General features: G+C 72.3%; 15 protein-coding genes. 13 read left to right on the plus strand and 2 right to left on the minus strand.

Annotation, left to right across the window (positions count from 1 at the left end; translation table 11 throughout):
- The first annotated feature begins 235 nt into the window (after window positions 1-235).
- On the plus strand, window positions 236-3,544 hold the full coding sequence (locus AB0I59_RS07365; protein ID WP_358131096.1) for a S8 family serine peptidase: 3,309 nt from the start codon (window positions 236-238) through the stop codon (window positions 3,542-3,544).
- A 137-nt stretch (window positions 3,545-3,681) separates the two neighbouring features.
- On the opposite strand, the gene AB0I59_RS07370 is transcribed toward AB0I59_RS07365, so the two are convergent.
- Together AB0I59_RS07370 and AB0I59_RS07375 are read right to left on the minus strand one after the other, a co-directional pair.
- Complete coding sequence (locus AB0I59_RS07370) at window positions 3,682-4,110, minus strand: CBS domain-containing protein (RefSeq protein ID WP_061252814.1); 429 nt, start codon at window positions 4,108-4,110, stop codon at window positions 3,682-3,684.
- A gap of 91 nt (window positions 4,111-4,201) precedes the next feature.
- The gene (locus AB0I59_RS07375) at window positions 4,202-5,401 is read right to left on the minus strand and encodes a PucR family transcriptional regulator (RefSeq protein WP_358131098.1); all 1,200 of its coding nucleotides are present in this window, start codon (window positions 5,399-5,401) and stop codon (window positions 4,202-4,204) included.
- Window positions 5,402-5,587: 186 nt separating this feature from the next.
- Between AB0I59_RS07375 and AB0I59_RS07380 the strand changes: the two genes are divergently transcribed.
- The 12 genes from AB0I59_RS07380 (at window position 5,588) to AB0I59_RS07435 (ending at window position 18,304) form a co-directional block, all read left to right on the plus strand.
- Entirely contained in the window at window positions 5,588-6,454 is an 867-nt protein-coding gene (locus tag AB0I59_RS07380; RefSeq protein ID WP_358131100.1) for an ABC transporter ATP-binding protein, read from the plus strand.
- Window positions 6,451-7,374, plus strand: coding sequence for an ABC transporter ATP-binding protein (locus tag AB0I59_RS07385; protein WP_358131102.1), 924 nt, complete (start codon window positions 6,451-6,453; stop codon window positions 7,372-7,374). Before AB0I59_RS07380 ends, AB0I59_RS07385 begins: the two co-directional genes overlap by 4 nt.
- Window positions 7,371-8,261, plus strand: coding sequence for a branched-chain amino acid ABC transporter permease (locus tag AB0I59_RS07390; RefSeq protein ID WP_061252438.1), 891 nt, complete (start codon window positions 7,371-7,373; stop codon window positions 8,259-8,261). Before AB0I59_RS07385 ends, AB0I59_RS07390 begins: the two co-directional genes overlap by 4 nt.
- The gene (locus AB0I59_RS07395; protein WP_082776421.1) at window positions 8,254-9,393 is read left to right on the plus strand and encodes a branched-chain amino acid ABC transporter permease; all 1,140 of its coding nucleotides are present in this window, start codon (window positions 8,254-8,256) and stop codon (window positions 9,391-9,393) included. The genes AB0I59_RS07390 and AB0I59_RS07395 overlap by 8 nt, the downstream gene beginning before the upstream one ends.
- Window positions 9,394-9,432: 39 nt before the next feature.
- Window positions 9,433-10,695 carry an ABC transporter substrate-binding protein gene (locus tag AB0I59_RS07400; protein ID WP_061252437.1) on the plus strand — a complete coding sequence of 421 codons (1,263 nt, stop codon included), beginning with the start codon at window positions 9,433-9,435 and terminating at the stop codon, window positions 10,693-10,695.
- A gap of 94 nt (window positions 10,696-10,789) precedes the next feature.
- The gene (locus tag AB0I59_RS07405; protein ID WP_061252436.1) at window positions 10,790-12,181 is read left to right on the plus strand and encodes an aminopeptidase P family protein; all 1,392 of its coding nucleotides are present in this window, start codon (window positions 10,790-10,792) and stop codon (window positions 12,179-12,181) included.
- Between the two features lie 49 nt (window positions 12,182-12,230).
- The gene (locus tag AB0I59_RS07410; protein WP_061252435.1) at window positions 12,231-12,896 is read left to right on the plus strand and encodes a 4'-phosphopantetheinyl transferase family protein; all 666 of its coding nucleotides are present in this window, start codon (window positions 12,231-12,233) and stop codon (window positions 12,894-12,896) included.
- A 43-nt stretch (window positions 12,897-12,939) separates the two neighbouring features.
- On the plus strand, window positions 12,940-13,413 hold the full coding sequence (locus tag AB0I59_RS07415) for a MarR family winged helix-turn-helix transcriptional regulator (protein WP_358131107.1): 474 nt from the start codon (window positions 12,940-12,942) through the stop codon (window positions 13,411-13,413).
- A 92-nt stretch (window positions 13,414-13,505) separates the two neighbouring features.
- Window positions 13,506-14,177 carry an LppX_LprAFG lipoprotein gene (locus AB0I59_RS07420; protein WP_228638977.1) on the plus strand — a complete coding sequence of 224 codons (672 nt, stop codon included), beginning with the start codon at window positions 13,506-13,508 and terminating at the stop codon, window positions 14,175-14,177.
- Window positions 14,178-14,181: 4 nt separating this feature from the next.
- On the plus strand, window positions 14,182-15,765 hold the full coding sequence (locus tag AB0I59_RS07425) for an MFS transporter (RefSeq protein ID WP_358131111.1): 1,584 nt from the start codon (window positions 14,182-14,184) through the stop codon (window positions 15,763-15,765).
- Window positions 15,766-15,938: 173 nt separating this feature from the next.
- On the plus strand, window positions 15,939-16,403 hold the full coding sequence (locus AB0I59_RS07430; protein WP_358131114.1) for a DUF6220 domain-containing protein: 465 nt from the start codon (window positions 15,939-15,941) through the stop codon (window positions 16,401-16,403).
- The gene (locus tag AB0I59_RS07435) at window positions 16,400-18,304 is read left to right on the plus strand and encodes a multicopper oxidase family protein (protein ID WP_061252433.1); all 1,905 of its coding nucleotides are present in this window, start codon (window positions 16,400-16,402) and stop codon (window positions 18,302-18,304) included. The genes AB0I59_RS07430 and AB0I59_RS07435 overlap by 4 nt, the downstream gene beginning before the upstream one ends.
- The last annotated feature ends 1 nt before the right edge of the window (window position 18,305 follow it).

Below are 18,305 nucleotides of genomic sequence, written 5' to 3' on the forward strand. Positions count from 1 at the left end.
CCACATAAAGTCAGCATAAATAGCGATCTATACGTGAAATTGATCGCTGGTTAGACTCCGAGTCAGGTGCGCCCACCTCCTGGAGGTGGGCGTTCACTCGTCGCCCAACGGGGGAGGGTCGTGCACCTTCCCGTGTCTTCAGGGCGGCACGACACCTCACGCTGCGGGCGGCGTCCCCGCAGTTCCCTCATGGGAGGTGTTCGTGTCAAGGAAGACCCCGTCCACCTACTTACGCATGACCGCCGTCGCGGGCGGTCTCGCCCTCGTCGCGGCGACGATCCCCGCGGCGTCCGCGACGGCGGAGCCCACCCCCGGTTCCACCGCCTCATGGTCCGCCACCGCTCTCACCGACGGTGAACGGGTCCAGGGCGCCAAATCCTCAAGCGGCCGGCTGGCCGAGAGCGACCCCGCACTGCTGAAATCGAGATCCGCGGCGCCGGTGAACGTCGTCGTGAAGCTGGACTACGACTCCCTCGCGGCATACCGGGGCGACCTGCCGGGCCTGCCCGGGACCAGCCCCGCGGTCACCGGCAGGTCCCTCGACGTGAAGAGCGCCGACGCCGCCAAGTACGCCAAGCACATCGAGGGGATCGAGAACGCGTTCCTCGGCGAGCTGGCCAAGAAGGTTCCCGGCGCCAAGGTGGGCCAGAAGCTCCGCACGGTGTACGGCGGCGTGGCGCTCACCCTGCCCGGCGAGAAGGCCGCCGAGTTGCTGAAGCTCCCCGGGGTCGCGGCCGTGCAGGAGGACAAGAGGGAGCAGCCCCTCACCGACTCCAGCGCCTCCTTCATGGGGGCCGACACGATATATAACCAGCTCGGCGGATCGAGCTCGTCCGGCAAGGGCGTCATCGTCGGCATCCTCGACTCGGGCGCCTGGCCCGAGCACCCGTCGTTCGCCGACCCGGGCACCCTGCCCGCGCCCCCGGCCAAGGCCGACGGCACTCCGCGTACCTGCAACTTCGGGGACAACCCGCTGACCCCGGCGGCCGACGTCTTCGCCTGCAACAACAAGCTGATCTCCGGCCAGCCCTTCCTCGCCACGTACAACGCCCTGGTGGGCGGTGAGATGTACGGCGACAGCGCCCGCGACTCCAACGGGCACGGGACGCACACGGCGACCACCTCGGCCGGCGGCCCGGTCGAGCACGCGAACCCGCTCGGCATCGATCGCGGCGCGATCCACGGCATCGCACCGGCCGCCCACGTGGCCGTCTACAAGGTCTGCGGCGCCGAAGGGTGCTACCAGTCCGACTCGGCCGCCGCGGTCGCCCAGGCCATCGCGGACGGCGTCCGCGTGATCAACTTCTCGATCTCGGGCGGGTCCGATCCGTACAGCGACCCGGTGGAACTGGCGTTCCTCGACGCGTACGCGGCGGGTGTGTTCGTGTCTGCCTCGGCGGGCAACGCCGGTCCGGGCGCGGGCACGACCGACCACCGCAGCCCGTGGGTGACGACCGTGGCCGCCTCGACCCAGTCGCGGACCTTCCAGTCGACGATCACCCTCTCCGGCGGTGGCGCGACCGCCACGATCAAGGGGGCGTCGGTCACCGCGGGCGCGGCGACCCCGCTGCCGATCGTGCTGGCCTCGGCTCCGCCGTACAACGACGCGTTGTGCGTCGGCACGCCGCCCGCCGGGCTGTTCACCGGGAAGATCGTCGCCTGTGAACGCGGCCCGAACCGGGTGCAGAAGAGCGCCCAGGTCAAAAAGGGCGGCGCCGCCGGGATGATCCTCTACAACTCGTCCGCGATGGACGTCATGACGGACAACCACTGGGTGCCGACGGTCCACATCGACAAGCCGGAGACCGACGCCCTGCTGGGCTTCCTGAGTGCCCACCCGGGCGCGACGGCGAGCTTCACCCAGGGTGAGAAGGCGACGTGGCAGGGCGACGCGATCACGACGTTCTCCTCGCGCGGCCCCGGAGGCGACTTCCTCAAACCGGACGTGAGCGCGCCCGGCCTGCACATCCTCGCCGGCACGACCCCGACCCCGGAGTCGGAGCTCGAAGGCCCGCCCGGCAACCTGTTCCAGGCGATCGCGGGGACGTCGATGTCGTCGCCGCACGTGGCGGGCGCCGGGGCGCTCATGGCGGCGCTGCACCCGGACTGGACACCGGGCCAGATCAAGTCGGCGCTGGAGACGACGGCCACGACGAAGGTCACCAAGCAGGACCGCACCACGCCCGCCGACCCGTTCGACTACGGCGGCGGCCGCGTCGACCTGTCGAAGGCCGGTGACGCCGCCCTGACCCTGGACGAGACCGCGGCGAACTACGCGGCATCGGCGACCGACCCGATGGGCCGGATCGACCTGAACCTGCCCTCGGTGAACGCGCCGACCATGCCGGGCGTGATCACCGTGAAGCGCACGCTCGTGAACACGACGAACAAGAACCTGGTCTACACCGCGACCGGCACCACCGTCAGCGGGGCGAACATCGCGGTGCTCCCGCCGCTGTTCACCGTCAAACCGGGCAAGAGCGTGAAGATCACCATCGTCATCACCGCGCCGGACCTGCCCGACGGGCAGTACTTCGGCCAGGTGAACCTCAAGCAGGTCAACGGCAACCGGGCACAGCACCTGCCGGTGGCGTTCTACCGCAAGGAGGGCGCGGTCCCGATCGACCAGACCTGCTCGCCCGACACCATCGCGAAGAACACCGGCACGTCCACCTGCACGGTGTCGGTGCAGAACAACACCCTGGAGAACGCCGAGGTCACCGCGCTCAGCACGCTGAACACCAAGCTGAGCGTCACCGGGGTCACCGGCGCCACGCAGACCGGGAACCGGCTCGTCACGGCGAAGACCACCCTGGCGGCACGGCAGCCCGACAAGCCGGGCATCGCGCCCGGAACGAACCCCGCGGGCGGCTGGCTCTCGCTGGCGAACTTCGGCATCGCGCCCACACCGATCGGCGACGAGGAGGCGATCAACTTCACCGTCCCGGCCTTCGTCTACGCGGGCAAGACGTACACGCGGCTCGGAGTCGTGTCCAACGGCTACACGGTCGCGGGAGGTACGAACGGCTCGGCGGACATCCAGTTCGCCCCGCAGACGCTGCCCGACACGACACCGCCCAACGGCGTGCTCGCGCCGTACTGGACCGACCTCGACGGCGGCGGGGCGCCGGGTGTGTACGCGGGATCGCTGACGGACGGCGTCAACCGGTGGCTCGTCATCGAATGGCACGTCCACCTGTACGGCGACAGCGCCATGAAGGTCTTCCAGCAGTGGATCGGGCTCAACGGCACGGAGGACATCAGCTTCGCCTACAACCCGGCCGCGCTGCCGCCCTACCCGGGTGACGACTACGGCCTGACCGTGGGCGCGGAGAACTCCGACGGCAACGCCGGCAGCCAGATCACCGGTCCGCCGACGCAGGACTACCGGATCACGAGCACCCCCGGCGCGCCCGGTGGAACCCTGACCTACTCGTTCACGGTCAAGGGCACGTCCACCGGAACCGGGACGGTGACGACGGCGACGTCGACCCCGCAGGTGCGCGGCATCACCGTGGAGGTGGACAAGATCACAGTCCAGTGAGCGGTCCGATGAACTGTCCGGCGAGCGATCCGGTAAACGATCCGGCGAGCGATCCGGAGACGGATCGCGGGAGAGGTTGAGATGAGGAGGGGCCCGGCGTCCGCCGCCGGGCCCCTTCCCGCGTGGAAGACGATCGTTCAGCTGTGGATGTATCCGACCAGGGCCTCGTTCTCCGTCTCCAGTTCCTCGATGGTGCTCTTGACCACGTCGCCGATGCTGACGATGCCGGCGAGACGGCCCTCACGCAGCACGGGGACGTGCCGTACCCGGTGGTTGGTCATGGTGCGGCGCAGCTCGTCCACATTCGCCTCCGGTGCGCACGTGTGCACCTCGGACGTCATGATCGCGGAGACCGGGAGGTCCAGGACGGCGGCGCCGCGGTCGGCCAACCGGCGCACGACGTCGCGTTCGGAGACGATGCCGGTGATGGTCGCACCGTCCTCCGAGACGACCACGGCTCCGATGTTCCGCTCCGCCAGCACGGCGAGCAGTTCGGTGACCGTGGCGTCCGGCGCCACCGTCGCCACGTCCGTTCCCTTGCCCCGCAGAATCGTTCTGATCAGCATCGACACCACCTCGACTCGGCCCCGGCTCGGTTTTCCCTGAACATTGCCCTCTCCGCGTTCCGCCTAAGCACGCGGCGCCCGCGTGCGCGGCTCAGGTGACGGGCAGCAGCCGTACGGCGTCCAGGGCGAGGGCGAGTTCCACGACGTCCAGCGGCCGGGCCAGTGACCGTCCGGTGAGCTGCTCGATCCGCCTGATGCGGTTGAAGACCGTGTTCCGGTGGCAGTAGAGCCGCCCGGCGGCGCGCATCGCCGAGCCCTCGCAGCGAAACCACGCCTCCAGCGTACTGAGCAGCACCTCGCGGTCGGCGGGGTCGAGGGCGAGGACGGGTCGCAGCACGGCGCCGCTGAGGTGGCCGGCCAGTTCGGGCTGGCTCACGACGAGCGCGGCGGGCAGCCGGTCCTCCAGATGCGCGATCTCCGGCCCGTCGCCCGCGCAGGTACGCAGCGCCAGCTCGGCGAGCCTGCGCGCCCGGCCCAGTTCGGCCAGTCCCTCGACGACCGGGCTGATCCCGGCCGGGCGGGTGACGTGCGGGCGCAGCCCCCGGGCCAGCTCCTCCATCTCCGCGTCGCGCAGCAGGGCGACCGCGACCTCGTAGTCGGGCCGCATCCGCCACAGCAGCCGGATCGGGCCCAGGGTCGTGGGCCGGGTCGCGGAGTCGCCGTGGTCGTGACGGCCGGGCAGCCGGGTGATGACGACCGCGTAGCGGCCGAGCTCCGGCAGGTCGAGCGCGGCCGCGGCGCTGCGCGCGAGCGAGGTGTCGGCGCGGTCCTCGATCAGCGCGTCGAGCAGGGACTGGATCCGCTCGGCGGTGCGGCCGAACATCTCCGCCTCGCGTCTGCGGTACGTCTCGGCGGCGGCGACGGCCTGCCGGTCGATGGCGTGCCAGACCCGGGTGGCGCCGCGGATCAGCACGGGCAGGCTCTCCGGCTCCTTGTCCGCGACGACGTCGATCAGGGCGTTCCACACCACCTGCGCCGACATCTGGTAGCTGCGCAGCAGCGAGTCGATCGGGAGTCCCTGCTCGGCGCGGCGCCGGGCGGTCCGCTCGGCCTGGGCGACGTCTCGGCGCTCCCCCGGCGGGAGCAGGATGGCGCCGATGCCGGTACGCATGGCGTCGTGGACGCTCTGCCAGTGGTCGTCGGTGGGCACCATCCGCCGGTACGCCTCGTCCGCGTCGCGCATCTTGCCCACGAGCTCGTCGGCGAGGTCGGGAAGCCGGTCGAGCAGCACGCCCGCGGCCAGGCGCATGATCCTGCCGATCTCGTCGGCGGCCGCGCTACCGCTACCCATCGCGCCATCGTGCCAAGAGCACACCTACCGGAACAAGGTTCTGTTCTCTTTCGTGACACGGCGTTGTACTCGTGCACAACCGCCCCCCTCCCGCCGTGGGCGCGCGCCCCGACTTCGCCCCGGGCTCTGGACGCGGGTGAGACGCCTCGGTTGTGTTCGTTCATCGGCGTCCCAGGAGGCGAATACATGAATGTCCACGCCCCCGGGTCCCCCGGCGCCACCGGGGACTCGGGGTTGACGGTCAGGGATCTGGTGGTGGGCTACGGCCCCGTCGCGGCGTTGCGCGGGGTCTCGCTCCGCGTACCGCGCGGCGCCGTCGTCGCGGTGCTCGGCGGCAACGGCGCGGGCAAGTCCACGCTGCTCCGCGCGATCTCGGGCACGCTGCGGTTCCACCGGGGCGGGATCGCCTCGGGCGACGTCACGTTCGACGGCGAGCGGATCTCGGGGGTCGAACCCTCCGGCGTGGTGGCCCGCGGTGTCGTACAGGTGCCCGAGGGGCGGCGGATCTTCGCCAGGATGACGGTCGAGGAGAACCTGCGGGCGGGCGCGCTCGGTGTGCGCGACCGCGGGGCGAACGCGCGGGCGCGCGAGCGGGTGCTCGGCCTCTTCCCGATCCTGGCCGAGCGGTCGCGGCAGCGGGCCGGGCTGATGTCCGGAGGCGAGCAGCAGATGCTCGCCATCGGCCGGGCGCTGATGGCCGCGCCCCGGCTGCTCCTGCTCGACGAGCCCACCCTCGGCCTCGCGCCGATCATGGCGGCCAGGATCGCCGAGACCATCCAGGAGATCAACGCGCAGGGCACCTCGGTGCTGCTGGTGGAGCAGAACGTCGCGACCGCGCTCGCGCTGGCCTCGCACGCGTACGTCCTGGAGGTCGGCGAGGTGGCGCTCTCCGGCGCCGCGCGCGACCTCGCGGGCGACGACGAGGTACGGCGGCGCTACCTGGGGATCGGCCCGGACGCGGACGGCGGCGCGAGCGCTCCGGGAACTCCGGACGCCCCGGGCACCCCGGACGTCCCCGCCGAACGCCGAACGCTGACGAGGTGGTCGGCGTGACCGGAACATACCAACCGGACGGTACGGCGCCGCCCGCCCTGGAGGTCAGGGACGTCACCGTCCGCTTCGCCGGGCTGACCGCGCTCGACGGCGTCGGCTTCACCGTGGAGCCGGGCAGCGTGCACGCGCTCATCGGGCCCAACGGCGCCGGCAAGTCGACCTGCTTCAACGTGCTGTCGGGCGTCTACCGCGCGACCTCGGGCAGCGTCCGGTTCGGCGACGCCGAGCTGACCGGCCTGCCCCCGCACCGCGTCGCCGCGCTCGGCATCGCGCGGACCTTCCAGAACATCGCGCTCTCCCCGCACCTGTCGGTGCGCGACAACCTCATGCTCGGGCGGCACCGGCTGACCCGCGCCGGTTTCGTCGCGGCGGGGCTCCGGCTGCCCTCGGCCCGCGGGGAGGCCGCCAGGCATTCCGGCCGGGTCGCCGAGATCGCCGCCTTCGCCGGGCTGGCCGACCTGCTCGACTGCCCCGTCGGGCTCCTGCCGTACGGCGTGCGCAAGCGGGTGGAGCTGGCCCGCGCGCTCTGCGTGGAGCCACGCCTGCTGCTGCTCGACGAGCCGGTGGCGGGGATGAACGGCGGCGAGCGCCGGGACATGGCGGGACTGATCGTCGCGGTCCGGGAGAGCCTCGGCATCTCGATCCTGCTGGTCGAGCACGACATGGGGATGGTCATGCGCCTGGCCGACACGGTGACCGTCCTGGACTTCGGGCGGCGCATCGCGACCGGGCCTCCCGAGCGGGTCCAGGACGACCCCGAGGTCGTCCGCGCCTATCTCGGCGCGGCCGCGCGGGACTCCGCGGGAGACGCGGCGCGAGGGACAGCACGAGAGGCAGCACGAGAGACCGGACGAGACAGGCCGAGGGACGGGGCGACGGGAACGGCGCCGGGTGTCGCGAGTGGCGGGGAGAGCGCGTGATCACCTTTCTGGAGCTCCTGGTCAACGGCATCTCGGTCGGCGCGGTCTACGCGCTCATCGCGCTCGGCTTCGTCGTCATCTTCAAGGCGACCGAGGTGGTGAACTTCGCGCACGCGTCGCTGCTCCTGGCCGGCGGCTACGTGATCGCCCGGCTGCACGAGGTGCTCGGCTTCTGGCTCGCGCTGCTCGCCGGGATCGCCACCGCGGCCCTGGTCGGCGCGCTGGTGGAGTTCCTGGTGATCCGCCGGGCGAACGTGGCCGTGCGGAGCGTGCTCGCGATCGTGACGATCGGCGTGGACATCGTGCTCACCACGGAGCTGACCCGGCGGATCGGCACCGAGGTGCTGGCCCTGGGCGACCCCTGGCGTGACCGGGTGCTGCGCGTCGGGGAGGTGTCGATCGCCGAGACCCGCCTGGTGGCGCTGGCCGTCGCCGCCGCCCTGATCACCGCGTTCCTGCTGGCGTTCAAGTACACCGCATGGGGCGTGAGGATGCGCGCCGCCGCCGAGGACGCGGAGACCGCGGCGCTCATGGGGGTCCGGCTCGGCCGGGTCTCGCTGAGCGCGTGGGCGGTCGCCGGGGCGCTGGCGGCGGTGGCGGCGCTGTTCCTGTGCGTCTTCCCCACTCCCGGCCTGGACCGCGGCACCGGTCTGGCCGCGATGAAGGCGTTCCCGGCGGCGATCCTCGGTGGTCTGGACTCCACCACCGGCGCGCTGGCCGGCGGGCTGATCGTCGGCCTGACGGAGGCGCTGATGAACGGCTACCAGAACCAGCTCGCCTTCCTCGGCCGGGGCGTCGGGGACGTCGCGCCGTTCGTGGTGATGCTGGCCGTCCTGCTCGTCCGGCCCGCCGGGCTGTTCGGCACGAGGGAGCCCGCCCGTGTCTAGGACCGTGATCCTCAGAATCCTGACGGGCCTCGCGGCCGTCGCCGCCGCGTTCGCCGTGCCGTTCTATCTGGACGGTTTCTGGCTGCAGGCCGGGCTGTTCGCGATGTCGGCGGCGGTCGGCGCGATCGGCCTCAACCTGCTGACGGGCGCGACCGGGCAGCTGTCGCTCGGGCACGCCTTCTTCCTCGCGGTCGGCGCGTACGCGTACGTCTACTTCGGCTCGGAACCCGAGGGCGAGCTGGGCGGCCTCGGACTGCCGACGCCGGCGGCGGCCGTGCTCGCGGTCCTCGCGGCCGGGGTCGCGGGCGGCCTGCTCAGCCCCATCGGCGGCAGGCTCAAGGGCCAGTACCTCGGCATCGCCACCCTCGCGCTGATCTTCTTCGGCCAGCACGTGCTGTTCAACGCGACACCGGTCACCGGCGGCTACAACGGCCGGGCCGTGCCACCGCTGGAGCTGTTCGGCTTCGCCTTCGCCGACTCGCCGGGACTGGTGGTGCTGCGGGTGCCGTTCGGCGCGCTGGAGCGGCTGTGGTTCCTCGGCCTCGCCGTACTGGCGGGCGCGGCCCTGTTCGCCAGGGGCGTGCTGCGGGGACGGCCGGGCCGTGCCATGAACACCATCCGCGACCACGAGATCGCGGCCGGGGTCATGGGTGTGCCGGTGGCGCGCTACCGCGCGGGCGTGTTCCTGCTGTCATCGATGTACGCCGGCCTGGCCGGGGTGCTGCTCGCGCTGGCCTTCCAGCGCACCGTGCCGGAGTACTTCGGCATGCTGCTGTCCCTCGACTATCTCGCGATGATCGTGATCGGCGGCCTGGGTTCGGTCGCGGGAGCGGTGGCCGGCGCGGTGTTCGTCTCCCTCCTGCCCCAGTTGCTGACGCGGTACAGCGACGCTCTGCCGCTGGTGTCCGACCCCGGCACGGGCGGGCTGTCCCCCGCCGAGGCCGCCCGCCTCCTGTACGGCGTGGCCGTGGTGGCCGTCGTCCTCTTCCTGCCCGGCGGCCTCGCGGGCCTGGCCTCCCGTACGCGTGCCGCCGGCCGCCGGTGGTTCTCTCCGGGGTCCGCCCGGCGGCGATTCTCCCCCTCATCCCCCGAAACGACGTCACCTGAGTCGACGTCGCCCGAAACGACCTGACCCGAACCGACCTGACCCGAAACGACAAGGAGCTGACCCATGCGCAACCTCAGGTCCACGGTCGCGGCCGCGGCGATCCTCGCCCTGGCCGTCACCTCCTGCGCGAGCGAGAAGGCGACCGGCGGCGCGGCACCCTCGGCCGCCGGCGGCGACGGCGTCACGACCGGCCCCGGCGTCACCGCCGACACGATCACCGTCGGCGTCATGACCGACATGACCGGCCCGTACGCGTCGTTCGGCAAGACCCTCACCCAGGCGCAGCAGCTCTACTTCGAGCAGCTCAACGCGGCGGGCGGGGTCTGCGGCCGGAAGGTCGAGCTGGTCGTGCGCGACCACGGCTACGACCCGCAGAAGGCGGTCACGGCCTACACCGAGATCGCGCCGAAGTCGGCGGCGATCGCGCACTTCATCGGCTCCCCGATGGTGATGGCGCTCAAGTCGCGTATCGAGACCGACAAGCTGCTGACCATTCCCATGGCGTGGTCCACCAACCTGCTGGGCGCCAGGGCCGTCCAGGTCACCGGCACCACGTACGACATCGACATGATCAACGGCGTGGACTTCCTGGTCAAGGAGAAGGGCCTCGCGGCGGGCGACAAGATCGGCCATCTGTACTTCGAGGGCGACTACGGCGAGAGCGCCCTCAACGGCTCGGTGTACGCCGCGAAGAAGCTCGGCCTGACCGTGGTCGAGCAGAAGATCAAGCCGACCGACCAGGACATGAGCGCCCAGGTCGCCGCGTTCAAGGCCGCGGGCGTCAAGGCGGTGCTGGTCTCCGTCGGCCCGCGGCAGGCGGCCTCCCTGGTCGGGGTGGCGCTCGCCAAGGGGATGGACGTGCCGTTCCTGGGCAGCAACTCGGCCTACTCCCCGCAACTGCTGGCGACCCCCGCGGCTCCCGCGCTGCTGAAGGACTTCTACGTCGCGACCGGCGGGGCGCCGATCAGCGCGCCGCTGCCCGCCATGCGCAAGCTCGTCTCCGAGTACCAGGCGAAGTATCCCGGGGAGGCCCTGGACAGCGGAGTCTCCGCGGGCTACCCGGCGGCGGCCATCGTCGGCGAGGCGCTGAAGAAGGCGTGCGAGGCCAAGGACCTGACCAGGGAGGGCATCCTGACCGCCCACCGCGCCAGGGGCGCCTGGGACGGCGGCTACGGCACCACGATGGACTTCTCCCTGATCGACAGGCCCGCCACCCGCGCCACGTACATCGTCAAGCCGGACAAGGAGGCGGTCGGCGGCGCGGTGATCTACAAGGAGGCGGCGGTCTCCGGTCTGGCCGAGGAGTATCCCGTCCCCGTGGGCTGACCTGTCACTACCGTCCAGGGCGTACGCTGGTGATACTCGGGCACCGAAGCAGTAATGTGTGAAATACCACTATTACCGCCGCCGGAGACACACGATGACGGACACGCTCAACACCGGAAGCCACGACCTTCCGATCACCGAGGCCCTCGCGCAGTTCATGACGACCGGCTGGGCCGACACCAGCCGGTCGGACGTGGAGCCGCTGCCGCTCGCCGCGTACACCGCCAAGCGGCGCGCCGCGCTCGCCGCGCGCTTCCCCGGGGAGCGGCTGGTCATCCCCTCCGGCACGCTCAAGGTCCGCAGCAACGACGACGACTACAGGTTCCGGACGCACAGCGCGTTCGCGTACCTCACGGGCGCCCAGCAGCCGGGCGACGTCCTGGTCGTCGACCCCTCCGGAGCGGCCCGGCTCTTCCTGCGCCCGCGCTCGCCGCGCTCGGAGGGGCAGGAGTTCTACCGCGACCGTCGGTACGGCGAGTTCTGGGTGGGCCGCCGCCCCGACCTGGCCGAGGCGGAGCAGCTCTACCAGGTCGAGTGCGTCCACATCGACCGGCTGGCCGACGCGCTCGGCGGGCCCGCCCGGGTGCTGCGCGGGGTGGACGCCTCGGTCGACGCCCTGGTGTCCCCGCAGGACGGTGACGGCGAGTTCGCCCAGTTCCTGTCGCAGATGCGGCTCGTCAAGGACGAGTGGGAGATCGCGGAACTGCAGCACGCGGTGGACGCCACCGCCCGCGGCTTCGAGGACGTGGTCCGCGCGCTGCCCGCCGCGATCGCCCACCCGCGCGGCGAGCGGTACGCCGAAGGGGTCTTCGGGCTGCGCTCCCGGCTGGAGGGCAACGCGGTCGGCTACCAGTCGATCGTGGCCTCGGGCGCGCACGCCTGCGTGCTCCACTGGATCCGCAACGACGGGCGGCTGAACCCCGATGAGCTGCTGCTCATGGACGCGGGCGTCGAGAGCGACAACCTCTACACCGCCGACATCACCCGCACGCTGCCGCTGTCCGGCCGGTTCAGCCCGCTGCAGCGGCAGGTGTACGAGCTCGTCCTGGCGGCGCAGGACGCGGCGATCGCCACGCTCCGGCCGGGCGCGCGGTTCCGCGACTTCCACCGGGCGGCGATGACCGTGATCGCCGAGGGTCTGCACGACTGGGGCGTCCTGGCCGACCCCGACGTGGACAGCGGGCTCCACCGCCGCTACACGCTCTGCAGCAGCGGGCACATGCTCGGCCTCGACGTGCACGACTGCGCCGCGGCGCGCGCGGACGCCTATCTCGACGGCGTGCTCGAAGAGGGCCAGGTGCTGACCGTGGAGCCCGGCCTCTACCTCCAGCCCGACGACCTCACCCTGCCGCCGGAGCTGCGCGGCATCGGGGTGCGCATCGAGGACGACCTCGTCATCACCGCCGACGGCGCGCGCCTCATGTCCGAGGGACTGCCCAGGCACCCCGACGCGATCGAGGAGTGGATGGCGGAGCTGCTCGGTTGAGCCACCCGCAATTTACGCGATGGTCACAATGCTCGAATAAGGTGTCACCGTGCGAGCTCCCCTGATCTTCGCCGGCCACACCGACGAGGTGCTCGACATGGCCGGGGGCACGCTGACCGAGGTCGAGCGGTCCCGGGCCGAGCGTTTCACCCGCGAGCAGGACCGGCTCGACTTCGTCGCCGCCCACCTCCTCGTACGGCACTGCGCCGCCGAGTTCCTCGGCACCCGGGCCTGCGTGCTCACGCTGGTGCAGCGCTGCGACCAGTGCGGCAAGCCGCACGGGCGGCCGTCGCTGGCCGAGGAGCCCGACCTGTCCGTGAGCCTGGCCCACACCTCGGGATACGTCTGCGCGGCCGTGGGACACGGCCGCGTGGGCGTGGACGCGGAACACGCGACGGGCGGCCCGGCCGACCAGGGTCTCGCCGCCCTCGCGCTCACCCCCGCCGAGGCGGCCCTGGTGGGGCGGGACAACCGCAAGCTCATCCGGCAGTGGGTCCGCAAGGAGGCCCTCGTGAAGCGGGGCGAGCTCACCCTCGACCGGCTGCGCGAGGCCGACCTGTCCAGCCTGCCGCCCGATCCGGGCCACGCCACCCTGGAGTGGCAGGGCAGGCACCTGCTCGAATGGACCGCGGGCACGGTCATCGCGAGCGCCATCACCGACAGCCCGGCCCGGCTGCGGCTCCTGGGTGGCAGGACCTACGCCGCCAGGGCGTGAGCGGATACTCCGGCCGTACGGACGCGATCTTATGCTGGTCGTCATGGACGACCCTCGCTGGCTCAGCCCTCAGGAGCAGCGGGCCTGGCGCACGCACCTGGCCGCGCACCGGCTGCTGTCCCACCAGCTCGACCGCGAGCTGCACGAGGCCGGCCTGTCGCTGAACGACTACGAGATCCTGGTGAACCTCTCCGAGAGGCCGCGGCGCCGGATGCGGATGAGCGACCTCGCCGACGCGACCGTGCAGTCGCGCAGCAGGCTCTCCCACCAGATCGCGCGCATGGAGGACGCCGGGCTGGTGACCAGGGAGCACTGCGAGGACGACCGCCGCGGCACGTTCGCCGTACTCACCGGCCGGGGCTGGGAGACCATCCAGCGCGTCGCGGGAGACCACGTCGAGGGCGTGCGCCGCCACTTCATCGACCGGCTCACCGCCGACCAGGTCGCCGCCCTCGAAGCGATCTACCGCCCGATCGTGGACCATCTCCAACGCGTGCGCGCCGGAAAGACCGCCTGACCACGCCGTTGGACGCCCGCCCCGGGCTGTGGTTCCAAACCGATACGTCACGACCCTGCTCACGGCGGGTGCCGATCGCTACGATCCGGCGTGTGACAAGACTCCTGACCAGACGCCTGGCAAGCGCCGTCTGGCTCGTCCTGGCCGTCCTTCTGGTGCCGGCCTGCAGCGGGACGAGCGAGGCCGGCCTGCCCGACGGTCCCGACCTGATGAAGAAGGCCGCCACGGCGATGGCGGCGGTCAAGACGGTCGCGTTCACGATCGACACCGAGGGCAAGCCGGCTGTGTCGGTCAAACACGCCGAGGGCAGCCTGACCAAGGAGGGCGACGCGAAGGGCAGCCTCCAGATCGACATCATGGGGTCCCTTCAGGAGCTGGAGTTCGTCCTGGCCGGTGACGCGGTCCACTTCAAGGGCCCGACCGGCGGCTTCCAGCGGATGACCCGGGAGGAGCTCGCCGCGATCTACGACCCCTCGGCCGTGCTGACCGGGGTGCCCGCCCTGCTGAGCAGCGCCACCGATCCCCGCGCCGAGGCCGTGGAGAAGGTCGCGGGCGCCGACGCCTATCGGGTCCCGGTCACGCTGTCCCAGCAGATCCTGGCCAAGCTGATTCCCGGGGTGAACCAGGGCGTCAACGGCACCGTCTGGATCGACAAGGCCACCAGCAGGCTGGTCAAGATGGAGCTCCCGCTCACCGGGGGCAAGGTCCTCGTGAACCTCGCCGACTACGACGCCCCCGTGACGATCACGCCGCCGGTGTCCTGACGGCATGTCCTCACCCTCCCGCGCCTCCGAGCCCGCTCCCGAGCCCGCGACCCCACCCTCTGGTGCGCCCGCCGGTGCGCCCGCGGCCCGCCGGGTCGCGCTCGGCGTCGGCGGCACCGCCGTCCTGCTCGCCGCGCTCGACGCGTACGTCGTGGTCACCGTGCTCATCGACGTCGCCAGGGACGCCGGCGTCCCGCTGAACCACCTGGAGCGGGCGACGCCCATCGTGACCGGCTTCCTGCTCGGCTACGTCGCCGCGATGCCGCTCCTCGGCGGCCTGTCCGACCGGTACGGCCGGCGCCCCCTGATCCACGCCTGCCTGGCCGGATTCGCCGGCGGGTCGCTTCTCACGGCGCTGGCGGACGGCGTGCCCATGCTGGTCGCGGGCCGCGCGATCCAGGGCGTCGCGGGGGGCGCGCTGCTCCCGATCACGATGGCGCTCATCGGCGACCTGTGGGACGAACGTGCCCGCCCCGTGGCGCTCGGCGCGGTGGGCGCGGCCCAGGAGCTCGGCAGCGTCCTCGGCCCGCTGTACGGCGTGGCCCTCGCCTCGGTGATCCCCGCTGGGACGGCCTGGCTGGGCCTGCCGACCGGCGGGTGGCGGCTCATCTTCTGGGTCAACATCCCCCTGGCGGCGCTCGCGGCGGCGGCCGTGCATCGGGGCGTCCCCGGGAGACGCGGACCGTACGGCGGGGCCAGGATCGACGTCGTGGGCGGCGTGCTCCTCGCGGTGGCGCTGGGACTGCTCGTGGCGGGCCTGTACAACCCGGCGCCGGACACGTCGGTGCTCCCCCCGTGGGGCGTGCCCTGCGTCGTGGCCGGGCTGGTCGCGGCGGCGGCGTTCGTCGTCTGGGAGGTCCGCTCCCCGGTCCGGCTGCTCGACCTGCCGTCCGCGACACGGCGCCCCCTCCTCGCGACGCTCGCGGTCAGCTTCCTCGCCGGGGCCGCGCTGCTGGTCACCCTGGTGGACGTGCAGTTCACCGCGCAGACGCTGCTGGGCCTGGACACCGTCGGCGGCGCGCTCGTCCTCACCCGGTTCCTTGTCGCGCTGGCCGTCGCCGCGCTCCTCGGCGGCCTGCTCGCCAGGAGGTTCGGCGAGCGGGCGGTCGCGGTGGCCGGGCTCGCCGTCGCCGCCGTCGGTTACGCCCGGATCTCCCAATGGCCCCTCGACCTCGCGTCCGCGGGACCGCGGATGGACGTCGACCTCGTCGTCGCCGGGCTGGGGCTCGGCCTGGTCATCGCGCCGGTGTCCTCGGCGGTGCTGCGGGTGGTGCCCGCCGTACAGCACGGCGTGGCGTCGGCGGCGATCGTCGTGGCCAGGATGATGGGCATGCTGCTCGGCGTGGCCGCGCTCTCGGCGTGGGGGTTCCACCGGTTCCAGTCGCTCACCGCCGACCTGGACACACCGCTCCCGATCGGGGTGGAGGCGGCCGAGTACGCCCGGCGGCTCGCGGAGTACACCGCCAAGGTGCACGCCGCCCTCCACACGGAGTACTCCGAGATCTTCCTGATCACCGCCGTGCTCTGCGCCGTGGGCGCGCTGACCGCCCTCCTCCTGCCCCGCCGGGGAGCCACCGCCCTGCCGTGACCGCCCGGCGGTGACCGCCCGGCGGTGACGACCTGACCGTTGTCCGACGGGGCAACTTCCCGAACAAAGGGGACCCGCGTCCCATGCGGCCGGGACACCCGAGAGTGCAGGCTGTGCGCGAACCGCCCCGTCACCAACCCCCGGGGCCATTCCACACGTCTGAGGGAGCCCCCATGCGCAAGGTCTTCTACGGGTTCACGGTGGTCCTGCTGATCTCCGTGCTCGCCCAGTTCTACCTCTCCACGTTCGGCGCGTTCGAGCGCCCTGTCCCGGCTCCCGGGGCCGAGGGCGCGATGATCGGATACCACGCCCTGAACGGCGAGCTGGTCATCCCGATCCTGTCGCTGCTGACCACCATCGTCGCGGCCATCGCCCGGGTGGGAGGCCGGCTGATCTGGCTGTCGATCACGCCGTTCCTGCTGGTGGCGGTCCAGCTCTTCGTCATCTTCTCGCTCGCCGAGATGGCCGGCGCCTCGGAGAACGAGACCACCACGGCCGGCCTCGTCGTCCTCGGCTTCCACGCCCTCGACGGCGTGGCCATCCTGTGGGCGGCCTTCGTCCTGCTCCGCAGGGCCCACGCGCTGACGAAGGGCGTCGCCACCACTCCCGCCATCGCGCGGGTGACCACCGGCGGGTGAGCACCGCCCCGCTGATCGCCCTCGATCAGATCCTGTTCGTCCTGGTCGCCGGGCTGTGGGGCGCCGCGGGAGGGTTCGCCCTCGCCGCCGCCCGGCAGCCCGGCGACGCCGGTACGGCCCGCCGTACCTCCCTGGCCGCCGCGGCGCTGTGCGCCGCGGCGATCGTCATGACCGGCCTCAGGGTCCTCGTGACGATCCTGCTCGCCCAGGTCGGCTGGTGGTTCGTCGCCGAGAAGGTCACCCTGGCCCTGCCCCTCGTCGTGCTTCCCGGGCTGGCCACCGGCGTGGTGAGCCTGCCCAGGCTGCTGCGCGGCGCCCCCTCCGCGCTCGCCGCGTTCCCGCCGCTCGTGGCGGCGTACGGGGCGGTGGCGGGCATCGCCTGCGGCGTCATCGTGTCCTATCCGGTGACCGTGTCCGACGCCGTCGCCGTCCTGACGCTCTTCACCGGAGCTTCCGCGATCACCTGGCGGATCCTGTGGCGCGGGCGCGCGGTGAACCGCTGGCAGGTCGCGGGCGTGACGGTGCTCCTGGTCGCCTTCGTCTGGGCGGTCACCGCGGGCTGGTCCGGCGGCCACCTGCACGACGGGCACGGAACCTCGGCCGCCGGGACGCCCGTCGACCGGCTGATCGGCCCCAGGGCCGAGGACGCGCGCCGGTTCACCCTGACGGCGAAGGCCGCGACCGTCCGGCTGCCCTCCGGGCAGTCGCTGGACGCGTGGTCGTTCAACGGCCAGGTCCCCGGCCCGGTCCTGCGCGTACGGCAGGGCGACCTGGTCGAGGTGACCCTGCGCAACGAGCTGGCGGACCAGGGGGTCACGATCCACTGGCACGGCTACGACGTGCCCTCCGGTGAGGACGGCGTCCCCGGAGTGACCCAGGACGCGGTCCGGCCGGGCGGATCCCACACCTACCGGTTCCGCGCGGACGACGCCGGCACCTACTGGTACCACAGCCACCAGAACTCCAGCGTCGCCGTGGCGCGCGGCCTGTTCGGGCTGCTCGTCGTCGATTCGGCCGGAGCGTCCGCCACTCCCCCAGCCGGGGATCACACGGTCGCGCTGCACACCTTCGGCGGGCGGGTCACGACGTCCCTCGACGGCGCCGCCCCCACCGACCTGCTCGCGACCTCCTCTCACCGGCCGGGCACGCCCGTACGGCTCCGCGTGGTCAACACCGACACCCTGCCGCGGACCGTCGGGCTGGCCGGCGTCCCGTTCACGGTCGCGGCGGTGGACGGCGGCGACGTGCCGGGGGCGACGGAACTGACCGGGCGGCGGATCCGCCTGGCCGCGGGCGGGCGCTACGACCTGGCGTTCACCATGCCGGACGGCCCGGTCCTGCTGTCCGCGGACGGGCGTCCCGGCCTGCTGGTCGACAGCGGAGGCGCCCCTGCCACGGCCCAGCCCCCGCCCGCCTCCGGCCCGCTGCTCGACATCACCACGTACGGCTCACCCGCGCCGGTGCCCGGACGGGCCGACCGGCGGATCACCTGGGTGCTGGACCGGACCCTCGCGATGGTCGACGGGGTGCCGAAGCTGGGATACACCGTGAACGGCAAGGCCTGGCCGCACATCCCGACTCCCGTCGTACGCGAAGGCGAGACGATCAGGATCACCGTGGTCAACCGGAGCGGGGACACCCATCCCATGCATCCGCACGGCCACCACGTCCAGGTGCTGTCCAGGAACGGGGTGCCCGCGAACGGCCTGCGGATGGACACCTTCGACGTGGAGCCCGGCGAGGTCTGGGAGGTCGTGCTGGTGGCCGACAACCCCGGTCTGTGGATGTCCCACTGCCACGATCTGGCCCACGCCGTCCAGGGGATGGAGTTCCATCTCGCCTACGAGAACATCACCACGCCGTTCGACGTGGGCGGACCCGCCGAGAACCATCCCGCGTGAC

It is taken from the genome of Microtetraspora glauca, assembly GCF_040656155.1.
In the GTDB taxonomy this organism is placed as follows: Bacteria; Actinomycetota; Actinomycetes; order Streptosporangiales; family Streptosporangiaceae; genus Microtetraspora; species Microtetraspora glauca.

Excerpts from the sequence above, each read along its gene's own strand:
- AB0I59_RS07365 (WP_358131096.1), top strand. The coding sequence starts at position 236 with ATGACCGCCGTCGCGGGCGGTCTCGCCCTCGTCGCGGCGACGATCCCC.
- AB0I59_RS07370 (WP_061252814.1), bottom strand. The coding sequence starts at position 4,110 with ATGCTGATCAGAACGATTCTGCGGGGCAAGGGAACGGACGTGGCGACG.
- AB0I59_RS07375 (WP_358131098.1), bottom strand. The coding sequence starts at position 5,401 with ATGGGTAGCGGTAGCGCGGCCGCCGACGAGATCGGCAGGATCATGCGC.
- AB0I59_RS07380 (WP_358131100.1), top strand. The coding sequence starts at position 5,588 with ATGAATGTCCACGCCCCCGGGTCCCCCGGCGCCACCGGGGACTCGGGG.
- AB0I59_RS07400 (WP_061252437.1), top strand. The coding sequence starts at position 9,433 with ATGCGCAACCTCAGGTCCACGGTCGCGGCCGCGGCGATCCTCGCCCTG.
- AB0I59_RS07405 (WP_061252436.1), top strand. The coding sequence starts at position 10,790 with ATGACGGACACGCTCAACACCGGAAGCCACGACCTTCCGATCACCGAG.
- AB0I59_RS07415 (WP_358131107.1), top strand. The coding sequence starts at position 12,940 with ATGGACGACCCTCGCTGGCTCAGCCCTCAGGAGCAGCGGGCCTGGCGC.
- AB0I59_RS07425 (WP_358131111.1), top strand. The coding sequence starts at position 14,182 with ATGTCCTCACCCTCCCGCGCCTCCGAGCCCGCTCCCGAGCCCGCGACC.
- AB0I59_RS07430 (WP_358131114.1), top strand. The coding sequence starts at position 15,939 with ATGCGCAAGGTCTTCTACGGGTTCACGGTGGTCCTGCTGATCTCCGTG.